The 11481-nt window shown below is 43.0% G+C and carries 11 protein-coding genes; 9 read left to right on the forward strand and 2 right to left on the reverse strand.

The annotated features are described in order from the left end of the window. The first annotated feature begins 2 nt into the window (after positions 1-2). The 6 genes from RMY32_RS14195 to RMY32_RS14220 all read left to right on the forward strand — a co-directional run bounded on the left by RMY32_RS14195 (position 3) and on the right by RMY32_RS14220 (position 7169). Entirely contained in the window at positions 3-719 is a 717-nt protein-coding gene (locus RMY32_RS14195; RefSeq protein WP_322715013.1) for a chemotaxis protein CheW, read from the forward strand. 298 nt (positions 720-1017) lie between these two features. Beyond that, positions 1018-3276 carry a hybrid sensor histidine kinase/response regulator gene (locus RMY32_RS14200; protein WP_322715014.1) on the forward strand — a complete coding sequence of 753 codons (2259 nt, stop codon included), beginning with the start codon at positions 1018-1020 and terminating at the stop codon, positions 3274-3276. Positions 3277-3512: 236 nt separating this feature from the next. After that, entirely contained in the window at positions 3513-3914 is a 402-nt protein-coding gene (locus tag RMY32_RS14205; protein ID WP_322715015.1) for a hypothetical protein, read from the forward strand. A 119-nt stretch (positions 3915-4033) separates the two neighbouring features. After that, positions 4034-5026, forward strand: coding sequence for a chemotaxis response regulator protein-glutamate methylesterase (locus RMY32_RS14210; RefSeq protein ID WP_322715016.1), 993 nt, complete (start codon positions 4034-4036; stop codon positions 5024-5026). Between the two features lie 181 nt (positions 5027-5207). Beyond that, on the forward strand, positions 5208-6602 hold the full coding sequence (locus RMY32_RS14215) for an ATP-binding protein (protein WP_322715017.1): 1395 nt from the start codon (positions 5208-5210) through the stop codon (positions 6600-6602). A gap of 258 nt (positions 6603-6860) precedes the next feature. Next, entirely contained in the window at positions 6861-7169 is a 309-nt protein-coding gene (locus tag RMY32_RS14220; RefSeq protein ID WP_322715018.1) for an NIL domain-containing protein, read from the forward strand. A 70-nt stretch (positions 7170-7239) separates the two neighbouring features. On the opposite strand, the gene RMY32_RS14225 is transcribed toward RMY32_RS14220, so the two are convergent. Continuing rightward, a complete protein-coding gene (locus RMY32_RS14225) occupies positions 7240-7917 on the reverse strand; it encodes a response regulator transcription factor (protein ID WP_012407592.1) in 678 nt (225 codons plus the stop codon). A 607-nt stretch (positions 7918-8524) separates the two neighbouring features. Beyond that, positions 8525-8719: a hypothetical protein gene (locus RMY32_RS14230; RefSeq protein WP_322715019.1), complete on the reverse strand. Its 195-nt coding sequence runs from the start codon at positions 8717-8719 to the stop codon at positions 8525-8527. Positions 8720-9020: 301 nt separating this feature from the next. Between RMY32_RS14230 and groES the strand changes: the two genes are divergently transcribed. The 3 genes from groES (at position 9021) to RMY32_RS14245 (ending at position 11360) form a co-directional block, all read left to right on the forward strand. Further along, the gene (gene groES, locus RMY32_RS14235; protein WP_100898362.1) at positions 9021-9332 is read left to right on the forward strand and encodes a co-chaperone GroES; all 312 of its coding nucleotides are present in this window, start codon (positions 9021-9023) and stop codon (positions 9330-9332) included. Positions 9333-9464: 132 nt separating this feature from the next. Beyond that, positions 9465-11099, forward strand: coding sequence for a chaperonin GroEL (groL, locus tag RMY32_RS14240; RefSeq protein WP_322715020.1), 1635 nt, complete (start codon positions 9465-9467; stop codon positions 11097-11099). A gap of 84 nt (positions 11100-11183) precedes the next feature. Beyond that, positions 11184-11360, forward strand: coding sequence for a hypothetical protein (locus RMY32_RS14245; protein WP_322715023.1), 177 nt, complete (start codon positions 11184-11186; stop codon positions 11358-11360). The last annotated feature ends 121 nt before the right edge of the window (positions 11361-11481 follow it).

Raw genomic sequence — 11481 nt, forward strand, 5'->3', positions numbered from 1 at the left:
TTATGAACCCCACTACGCCATTAAATATTGAACGTTGTTGGAATTTTATCGGCATTGAGGGCGATCGCTCCTGTCCCCAATTAGCCACTTATACCCATTGCCGCAATTGCCCCGTTTACTCTACTACTGGACGCTATTTGCTAGAGCGCTCCATATCTGAAGATTATCGCCATCAGTGGACTGAGTTACTGGCTAAATCTAGAACTGATGAAAATTCCCAGATATCCCATACTTTAACCACCACTCAAATCACAGTTGTGATTTTTCGTCTGCAACGGGAATGGCTGGCGCTTTCTGCCCAAATCTTCAAAGAAATTTCTCTTTCTAGCGTGGTTCATACCATACCGCATCGCAGCAATCAAATCTTGCGGGGATTGGTAAGTATTCGAGGCGAATTACTATTGTGTATTTCTTTAAGCGATCTCTTGAATCTGGCAACTGCCGATACAGCAGTACAAACACTCAGTCCAGTGGTGTATTCGCGCATGGTGGTGCTGGAAAAGGCAGATAAAATTTGGGTGTTTGGTGTAGATGAACTTTATGGAGTACACCGATTTCACCGGGATGAGTTACAAGATCCGCCTAAGAGTCTGACTCAAACTTATACAAAAGGATTATTTCACTGGCAACCTGGCGGATCGCAAATGGAGCGATCCCACAGTGTCAGCTATTTGGATGATGAATTGTTACTCACCACCTTAGCTAAGAAGGTGCTGTAATCAAAGACCTAACCCCCCAACCCCCTTCCCTACAAGGGAAGGGGGAGCTAAACTCCCCTCTACTCGTAGGCTACGGTGGTGTACACAAGTCTTTTAAAGTTGCTGTGGAACGTAGGGTGGGTTAATTTTTGTAGGTCGATGCAACAAAGGTGCGAGTCGATACAACAAACGTGCAGGGCGATGCATCAAAGGTGCAGATCGAGAGACTTGTGTGTACACTACCGTAGTCTCGTAGAAAAGGGGTTGAGGGAGAGATTCTTCCAGGATTAATGAATCGGTGTTCTAGGAAGGTGTAGTAATGTTAGAAGAATTTGATGTTAGCAATCTTTCCTTGCTTGATTTATTCAACATGGAAGTAAAAGCTCAAGTTGTGGTATTGAACGATCGCCTGTTGGCACTGGAGACGAAGCCCGATCTCCAACCAGAACTGGCAGCTTTAATGCGGGCAGCCCATTGCATCAAAGGCGCTGCGCGAATTGTCCAAATCGATCCGGCTGTCAACCTTGCTCACGTCATGGAAGACTGCTTTGTGGCGGCTCAAGAGGGAAAAGTTACTTTAACTGCCGATCGCATTGATATATTGCTGCAAGGGGTAGATATGCTCTTGCAGATAGCTCAAATGGTTACAGCCAACCCAAATTTACAGATGTTAGAAGATGTTGGCATTCAATCGTTGGTGAGTGCGATCGCTAATATCCAAACTCCAGAGGCAACCTCTACAGAAATTCATCCCCTAGTAACAACAGCGCAGTTAGAAGACAACCAACAGACAATCCTTATTTCCCCATCCCCATTAGAAGAACTGGGCATCACCCAAAATCGGGCGGTGCGAATGAGTACTGAAAATTTGAATCGCTTAATGGGTTTAGCAGGAGAGTCTTTAGTTGAGGCGAATTTATTAGAACCATTTGCTAACTCTTTGCTGAAACTGAGAAGCAATCAAGGGGAATTGTCCAATCTGCTGGAAAAGTTGCAGGAGTTATTGGGCAACTATCATCTGGATCGGCAAATTAAGGAAACCTTGAGTGCAACTCATCAAAAAGCTAACGAATGTTACCAGATGATAAGCGATCGCCAAAACGAACTAGAACAATTTTCTCAGCGTTCTGCTAACCTTGCCCAGCGCCTATATCAAGAAGTTATTGCGACTCGAATGTGTTCCTTTGCGGATGGGGGACAGGGATTTCCGCGGATGGTGCGCGACTTAGCAAGACAATTGAGTAAACGGGTGAAACTGGAAATCGTTGGTAAGTCTACTTTGGTAGATCGAGATATTCTAGAACGTCTGGAAGCTCCCTTGACTCATATCTTGCGAAATGCGATCGATCATGGCATTGAACTACCTCAGGAGCGTCTAGCAGCAGGAAAGCCAGAAGAAGGAATTATTCGGATTGAAGTTACCCATCGTGCCGGAATGCTGTTTATCACCGTTGCAGATGATGGACGGGGAATCGATATAGAGTTTTTGCGCCAAGTTGTGATCGGTAAACAACTGACAAACCCGGAAATGGCAGCCCAACTTACCGAAGTTGAGTTGATGGAATTCTTATTTTTGCCTGGTTTCTCCACAACCCAAACTGTCACCGAAATTTCGGGTAGAGGTGTGGGGCTGGATATCGCTCATAGCACAGTCCGGGAAGTTGGCGGCACGCTGCGGGCGGTTTCTGTGTTGGGAAGGGGTATGACCTTTCACTTGCAGTTACCGCTAACGTTATCTGTGATTCGCACCCTGTTGGTAGAAATTGCTGGCGAACCCTATGCTTTTGGACTGACACGCATTGAACAGGTGTTGATCTTATCGAAGTCTAAGATTGCTGTATCGGAAAATCGCCCATTTTTCCTGATGAATAATCAACCTGTGGAGTTGATTTTGGCAAGTCAAGTTTTAGAGTTAGCCTCGCCTGCGGTGAATGTAGAATCGCTATCAGTGATTGTAATTAGCGATCGCCTCAATCGTTATGGATTAGTTGTAGATCGGTTTTTGGGTGAGTGCAATTTGGTTGTCCGCCCTCTAGATCCCCGCCTTGGTAAAGTCGCCAATATTAGCGCCGCCGCCCTGATGGATGATGGTTCCCCGGTGTTGATTGTCGATGTTGAAGATTTGGTACGTTCTATTGCGAAGGTGTTTTCTAGCGGACAACTTTCTCAGGTAAATCAGTCTGCTCATCAGGCAGTTACCAAAACTTACAAGCGAGTGTTAGTGGTGGATGATTCGATCACTGTGCGCGAAATGGAGCGCAAGCTTTTGGAAAACAATGGTTACAAAGCGGAAGTGGCGGTTAATGGCATTGATGGTTGGAATGCAATCCGCAGCGGCGATTATGACTTGGTGGTGACAGATATTGATATGCCCCGAATGAACGGCTTTGAACTCACTAGCCAGATAAAAACTCATGCCAAGTTGAAGCAAACACCTGTGATTATCGTTTCTTACAAAGACCGGGAAGAAGACCGACTGCAAGGATTAGAAGCAGGTGCAGACTACTACTTAACTAAGAGCAGCTTTCATGACGACACTCTGTTAAAGGCGGTGATTGATTTAATTGGAGAGGCTTGATAATAATTCGTAATTCGTAATTAAGAAAGTAAGATTTTAGAACTAGCACTTTCAAGGTGACGAACGAAGATACGTTGTTTCAGTGCTACCATTTTGAATCCTCCGCTCAGATTTTGGGCTTTTTGAATGTTGAAATTACCAATTTTCGTTCCAAATTTCACCACCTTGAAAGAGCTGAATCTAGGACTTACGCCATATAGTCTAAACTCCAGTTTATAAAGCACAAGGAGTAACCAATGAAGCACTTTAGCCTGTTTACTTTTCTGTATCTAGCAGCGGGAGCTTGCCTAACAGCGATCTTCCTTGGACATTCTGACATCGCTCCAAACTTTAAAACAATCCTGCTAATTAATGCTGGACTGTTATACCTTACCTCTGTCCTAAGTACTTTTCCATTTTGGCGTAATCGCGTACTACGAAGCGAAGCGAGACTGCGCGATAAACCTGCTTGGGATCGAAATTTTGTCATGATTCTACCAATATTCATCATTGCATTGATGCTTGTTATAACCATCCCCGACCTGGTGAATCACAACTGGGCAACTCCGGCAATCGCTAGATCATCTATAGGGCTACTGGTCATCCTACTTAATGCAGAACAACTTTTTATCAGAAACCAAATTCGGCAAGAATCCTGATTACTAGACAGACAGTACAGGGAGATAGATGAGATTTTTGTCAATGCGTAAGTCCTAGATTTTATCTGGGTTTCTATCTGTTGTATTTGTAGCGTTATTTTGGAGAAATGCCATAATTTGTGAGAATTGCGATCGCTAACGATATGTTCATGGCTGTAGAGGTACTGCGGCGAGCTGTGGTAAAAATACCAGGTTATAAGCTGGCGTGGGTTGCCTACGATGGTGCGGAAGCTGTGAGTAAGTGTGCGGCTGATACTCCTGACTTGATTTTGATGGATGTACTGATGCCCAGCATGGATGGAGTAGAAGCTACACGGCATATCATGAGGCAATCTCCCTGCGCGATTGTGATGGTAACTGCTAGTGTTAATCGCTATGCAGCCAAGATTTTTGAAGCAATGGGCTATGGAGCCTTGGATGCCATCAACACGCCTATCTTAGGAGATGATGGGCTACTAAATAAAATTGCCACGATCGCCTGTTTAATTGGCAAATCTTCACATCGGCGATCGCCGCCTGTCCATCACTCAAAATCACTTCCATCTCTAATCGTTATCGGGGCTTCCACTGGTGGTCCCCAGGCATTGAAAACTATTCTCTGCCAATTTCCTCAAGACTTTCCGGCGGCGGTGGTTGTTGTTCAGCATATAGATGCCCAATTTGTTCAAAGTTTTGCCGCTTGGTTAAATGAGCAAATTCCTCTGCCTGTGCAACTAGCGATCGCAGGTTCTACACCACAGCCTGGTAAAGTTCTGCTTGCTGGCACAAATCTTCATTTAGTGATGCGTCCCGACCTCACCTTTGGCTATGACAAAGAACCACTACATTTTTTCTATCGTCCATCAATTGATGTTTTCTTCAAGAGTGTGGCTAAAAATTGGACTGGAAAAGGGGTTGGGGCGTTACTGACGGGGATGGGTGGAGATGGCGCTCAAGGCTTAAAACAATTGCGCGAAGCAGGTTGGCATACTATTGCTCAAGACCGCAAAACTTGCGTTGTTTATGGTATGCCGAAAGTAGCAGTGGAATTAAAAGCTGCGGTAGAGGTTTTGCCAGTTGAGGCGATCGCATCAGCCTGCATCAAATTTACGGCCAAATGCTTAATTAGTTAAGTAATTTATTATACCCTTAATAAGGTATATACATGAAAGCAGATACTTAAAACACCTTTACGAAGTATTGCAAAACACTAACGTTTTTAATTACTGAGATATAATTGCGACAATTGCAGACTAGTAGATTTGACTTACTAGTTTGTAGTCTTGAAAACAAAGACCTATTTAGAGGTGCTAAATGAACCTGCAAGAAACAGCACTCTTAGAAATATCTCCAAAGACAGCAAGATTATCACCAAACTGGAGTCAACCACAAACTCCACAAGCTGCGCCATTTATTCTGGATGCCAAAATATCCATAGTCAGGCTTTTGCTAATTGACGATCAGGTAATTATCAGCGAAGCCTTCCGTCGGATACTTGCGACAGAAACAGATATTTCCCTTCACTACACAAGTAATCCAGCTAAAGCTATTCAAGATGCGATCGCCATAGAACCAACGGTGATATTTTTGGATATGGTCATGCCAGATATCGATGGATTAATGTTACTGCGTTGGTTTCGCTCTCATCCAGTAACTTGTGATGTACCAATAGTCATGTTATCCAGCAAAGAAGAAGCAAAGCTCAAAGCAGAAGCTTTTACTGAAGGCGCTAATGACTACTTAATCAAATTACCAGATCCAGTTGAGTTAATTGCCCGCATTCGTTATCATTCCAAAGCTTACAATAACCTCAAAGCACTCACTAGTGCAACTGCTACTGCCCAACTTCAAGCACAACAGTTAGAAAATACTTTACGGGAATTACAAACTACCCAAGTTCAATTGATCCAGACAGAGAAAATGTCTAGCTTGGGTCGGATGGTTGCAGGTTTAGCGCACGAAATTAATAATCCTGTTAATTTTATTCACGGTAATTTTAATCATCTTAATAACCATGTAAACTGTCTTTTAAATTTAATCCAACTATATCAACAAGAACATCCAGATTCCTATTCTTTGTTTGAAGAAAATTTTGGCGACTTTAATATTGATTTCATCAGCGATGATTTACCAAAAATTCTTTCATCTATGAGGATAGGAACCGATCGAATTCGTGATATCGTACTGTCCCTAAAAAACTTTTCTAGACTCGATCAGTCGGATAAAAAAGCTGTTAATATTCATGAAGGAATTGAAAGTACTTTATTACTTTTAAATCATCGACTACAACCAAAAATTGAGATTATTAAAAAGTATGGAAATCTCCCACCAGTTCAATGTTATCCAGCACAACTAAACCAAGTATTCATGAATATCCTTAGTAATGGCATTGATGCTTTACTAGAGCTGGATAATCAGATACAAAAGCAAATTGTAATTCAAACTGAAGTAACTCAATTAGAAACAGTCATAATTACATTTAGAGATAACGGTAATGGAATAGATTCTGAAATTAAAAGCAAGATATTCGATCCTTTTTTTACAACTAAACCTATCAACAAAGGAACGGGACTAGGTTTAGCAATTAGTCATCAAATTATTGAAAAACATCAGGGAAATATCCAGCTAAAGTCTGAACTTGCTTGTGGAACGGAATTTACGATCGAAATTCCAATAGCATTACCTGTTAATCATAAAAGCAACACTTGAATTAAGATTTCACCGGAGAATTATTCTCCAAGATGTTTATTCATTTTTCAAAAAAGTTAACTTATAAGTTAATAAGTTTATAATCCACTTAAATGCGATCGCACTTTTTTATAGGAATCCATAATTCATCTCATCGAATCTTAATGATGAATTATGAATCATTTGCTACCGTTTGCGTGCATAGGATGAGTAACGCTAGTCTTAAAAGAAGTCGTGCAAAGCCAAACCCTCATCCCAGAAGTCGAATAGGAAGCTAGAATGGCAATTCCAAATAAACAAGTAAAATCTAATACTGATATTTTAGATAATAGACGCACCCAAACTCGCATCCAGGTTCGTATTCCTAAAGACTTGCATGAGGAACCAGTCATTTCACGACTGGTTTCTCACTATGGTATCACAGTCATTATTGCTACTGCGGAGATAAGCGCAAACGTGCCACAATATAGCTGCTTTGAGCTGGAACTACGGGGCACTGTTTCCCAGATTGAAAGTGCCTTGACTTACCTGGATGAACTGGATTTAGAAGTTTTGTACCAATCCAACCCTGAAGAAGATGGTTGGTAAATATTAGTTAGGAGTTAGGAGTTAGGAATTAAAAAATGCATAACTCCTAACTTTTAACTCTTAACTTTGTTTAAGCCATTTGATTTTCAATCGCCCACCGCGCTAGTTCAGTGCGATTGTGGAGATTGGTTTTGCCCAACATATTGGACACATGGCTTTCAACCGTTCGCTGACTAACATTGAGTTCTTCAGCAATTTCCCGGTTAGCTAAACCCCTAGCAACAAACTGAACTACTTTCAGTTCGGTTGGGGTTAATTGCACATCGAAGGGAACCTGGATGCGGGAACCGTTTTCGCCTCCTTTTGCTTGGTGTTCTTTCCAACGGATAGTTTGTTTCAGCGAGGACTCAACTTGCGCTACGAGTTCTTCTGGTTCAAAGGGCTTGACCATATAAACATCAGCACCTTTGTTCAGACCTTTAACTCGGTCTGCACTTTGTCCCTTAGCTGAAAGGAAAAGAACCGGAATCCAGCTGGTGCGTTCGTTTTGCCGGACTTGTTCCACAAAAGTATATCCGTCCATTTCCGGCATCATCACATCGCAGATGATCATGTCTGGAACATCTTGCTCTAAAATTTCCAGAGCTTCACGTCCATTTTCAGCGGTGATGACTTCATATCCCCGGAATTCTAAGTAATCCTTCACCAGCAAGATGAGGTTAGGGTCATCATCAATCAATAGAAGTCGTTTGTGATCTTTCATGCTGGGCTCTTTCATAGCAGTGGCACTTGTCGCGCTTCGGTCCATCAAAGTCTTGAATATTTATCCTCGTATGGTGGGTTATTCGAGATGTTGTCCTTTTTCCTACTTAACTTGCCTTTGCTGTCTCGAAGTCTCAAAAATGCCGAGCACTTTCAATAGACTAGTAGCTCGATAGCAAAAGTCCAGCAAGGATACGTATAGCAGTAGTATCTATAATGCGCTATTATATATCGCTTTGAAAGGGGCGGGGTAAAAAACACTGATTAAATAATAATCTTTCGGACTTACAAGTAAGTATTGGCTTAAAGATGACCCTACCTCAAAACCAACCCGCACTTTCTTAAAGCCTACTGCTATACCATATCCTTTCGTTGTTAAGCCTCTATGAGGTGTTCACAAGAAACTAGGGAAGTTTCAGGCAAAAGATGGATTGAAAACGCATATTCTTCTACCACCTTATTACCTATTCAGTGTTCTCGGACGATCCGCAGAGTAACTTCCGGGTTTGCTTGGCGATACCAGACACCATCAGGGTAAATCACCATTATGGATCTAGAACCAGAAACACGCAAGCAGTTGGCTTTAGTTTTAGAGACGCAAATAGAATAACTTTAGTACGGCTCATCGAGTTTTAAATCTTTAAGTCGCTTTTTTAAGTAATCCCAGAATTCCAGACTAGCTCGTTTTGAGCAGCAATTGCCTGGTCAGCGCAAATAAAAATGTCTCGCTGAATTTTTGCAAGTCCTAAACTTTCTACACAATTACTCAGAGTCTTATGTTCTAAAAATTGAGTTTTTTTAGGAATTTGATGGTTGGACTGGATCGCTGTCACTGTATTGTTACTCATCGAGCGGCTCCCTGATTACAGTTCTATAACAATTTGCAAGCTTTGCAAATAAAGTTGACTGGAGAGTAGGGAGTGGATAATTAAGAGTTATGAAAATTCTTCCCTATTCCCCATTCCCTACTCTCTTCGTAACTTACAGAACAAAACCCGCAAGGTATAAATAATTAAGCATTTATACTTAAGTACATCTATGACCTTCTAGTTCGGGAACCCGTACTCAAGGCATTCTTGCCATTGGACTCTACTTTTCGATAAATTAGCACTCAGGAGTTGAGAGTGCTAAACTCTGGAGAAAATAATTATGGCAGCTTTATCTCTAAGCGTTTCTACAGTTAAACCTTTAGGCGATCGCGTTTTCGTAAAAGTGAACGCCTCTGAGGAAAAGACCGCAGGTGGTCTGTATTTGCCCGATACCGCCAAGGAAAAGCCCCAAGTAGGGGAAGTAGTGGCTCTTGGCCCTGGCAAGCGTAATGACGACGGAAACCGTCAGGAATTGGAAATCAAAGTCGGCGATAAGGTGCTGTACTCTAAGTACGCTGGCACTGACATCAAACTCGGCACCGAAGAATATGTACTGCTTTCTGAAAAAGATATTTTAGCAGTTGTTATCTAGTGGTCATTAGTCATTATCATTAGCCAATGACAAAGGACAAATGACAAATGACGTAGATGCCCTCCGGGCGGCTTCCCGAAGGGTAGAACAAAAGACAAATGACAAATGACAAAGGACAACTAACAAGAAATTATGGCAAAGCGCATTATCTACAACGAAAACGCCCGTCGCGCCTTGGAACGAGGCATTGACATCCTGGCTGAGGCTGTAGCTGTTACCCTTGGCCCCAAAGGTCGTAACGTAGTCCTAGAAAAGAAATTTGGCGCACCGCAAATCGTTAATGACGGTGTAACGATCGCCAAAGAAATCGAATTAGAAGACCACATTGAAAACACTGGTGTAGCTCTGATTCGTCAAGCTGCTTCTAAGACTAATGATGCAGCGGGCGATGGTACTACCACCGCTACCGTTTTAGCTCATGCGATCGTCAAAGAAGGCTTGCGGAACGTTGCAGCTGGTGCTAACGCAATTTCCCTCAAGCGTGGTATTGACAAAGCTACTGGCTTCCTTGTAGACAAAATTGCTCAACACGCCCGTCCAGTGGAAGATTCCAAAGCCATTGCCCAAGTTGGTGCGATCTCGGCTGGTAACGACGAAGAAGTTGGTCAGATGATTGCTCAAGCAATGGACAAGGTGGGCAAGGAAGGCGTAATTTCCCTAGAAGAAGGGAAATCTATGTTCACCGAGTTGGAAATCACTGAAGGGATGCGCTTTGATAAAGGCTACATCTCTCCCTATTTTGCTACCGATGCTGAACGGATGGAAGCGGTTTTTGATGAACCTTTCCTACTGCTGACTGATAAGAAAATCGCTTTGGTACAAGACCTTGTACCAGTGTTAGAGCAAGTAGCTCGTGCTGGTCGTCCTTTGGTAATTATCGCCGAAGATATTGAAAAAGAAGCTTTGGCAACCTTGGTAGTAAACCGTTTGCGCGGTGTGCTGAACGTGGCTGCTGTTAAGGCTCCTGGCTTTGGCGATCGCCGCAAAGCACTACTAGAAGATATCGCCGTTTTAACTGGCGGTCAACTAGTTACCGAAGATGCTGGTTTGAAGCTAGATAACACCAAGCTGGATAGCCTGGGTAAAGCTCGCCGGATCACCATCACCAAGGACAACACCACAATTGTTGCCGAAGGTAACGAAGTTGCTGTTAAAGCTCGTGTCGAACAGATTCGTCGTCAAATCGAAGAAACCGAATCTTCTTACGACAAAGAGAAACTGCAAGAGCGTCTTGCTAAACTTTCTGGTGGTGTCGCTGTGGTGAAAGTGGGTGCAGCGACCGAAACCGAAATGAAAGACAAAAAACTGCGCCTAGAAGACGCTATTAACGCCACCAAAGCTGCTGTAGAAGAAGGTATCGTTCCTGGTGGTGGTACAACTCTGGCTCACCTGGCTCCCGACTTGGAAGACTGGGCAAAGAGCAACCTTAAGGATGAAGAGTTGATTGGTGCTTTGATTGTGGTTCGCGCCTTACCCGCACCTCTGAAACGGATTGCTGAAAACGCTGGTCAGAATGGTGCTGTTATTGCTGAACGCGTCAAAGAGAAGGATTTCAACATTGGCTACAACGCTGCAACCAACGAGTTTGTTGATTTGTTAGCTGCTGGTATTGTTGACCCTGCTAAAGTGACTCGTTCTGCTCTACAAAACGCTGCTTCCATCGCTGGTATGGTGTTGACAACCGAATGTATTATCGTTGACAAGCCTGAACCTAAAGATGCCGCTCCTGCTGGCGCTGGTGCTGGCGGCGGCGACTTCGATTACTAATACTTTGTAGTTACATAATTTGTTAAAACGGCTGCTTCTCTTATGGAGGCGGCCGTTTTTTTGTGTTAGGAGAAGAGGAAAAGGGTGAGTTACGACAACGTTTGTAAATATTTAGCTGAACAATACCCAACCGAGTTCGTGCGTTGGTTGCTTGGGATAGAGGTGCAACAAATTGAAGTCTTAAAAACCGAACTCACGCTTGAACCAATTCGTGCAGATTCTGTGACATTCTTGCAAGCAGCTAATACCAATTTAATGTGAAGTTACACATATCTAGATCCCCCTAAATCCCCCGATAAATTGGGGGACTTTGATATGTTTTTCTGGTTCCCCCCTTTATAAGGGGGGCTAGGGGGGATCGAATTCTATGCAGCTTTATAAA

Source organism: Nostoc sp. ChiSLP03a (assembly GCF_034531215.2).
Lineage (GTDB): Bacteria > Cyanobacteriota > Cyanobacteriia > Cyanobacteriales > Nostocaceae > Nostoc.